At 63.3% G+C, this 338-nt stretch carries 1 protein-coding gene; it reads right to left on the bottom strand.

Going from position 1 to position 338, the window contains the following annotated elements:
* A partial coding sequence (locus tag BN358_RS25045) for a carbohydrate ABC transporter permease (RefSeq protein ID WP_157593586.1) occupies positions 1 to 338 on the bottom strand: 338 nt, incomplete at both ends.

A 338-nucleotide genomic window follows, 5' to 3' on the forward strand; every position in this document is an offset into this window, starting at 1 on the left:
CCGTGCTGGTCGCCGGGAAGGACAGCGGCAGGATGATGTTGCGGAACATCTGCCAACTCGTGGCCCCGTCCACCCGAGCCGCCTCGAAGTACTCGTTCGGGATCGCCGCGATCCCGGCGATGTAGATCAGGGTCGCCAGCCCGATGCCCTTCCACACGTCGATGCCGACCACCGAGTACAGGGCGAGGTTCGGGTCAGTGAGCCAACCCGGACCATCCCCACCGGTGATCGAGCTGATCACCTTGTTCACGATCCCATTGAACGGATCGAGCAACACCTGGAACGTGATGCCTACGCCGACCGAACTGATCAGCACGGGAAGACGTCCGGATCGCAGG

Origin of the sequence: Sedimentibacter sp. B4 (assembly GCF_000309315.1) — a bacterium.
GTDB lineage: Bacteria > Bacillota > Clostridia > Tissierellales > Sedimentibacteraceae > Sedimentibacter > Sedimentibacter saalensis.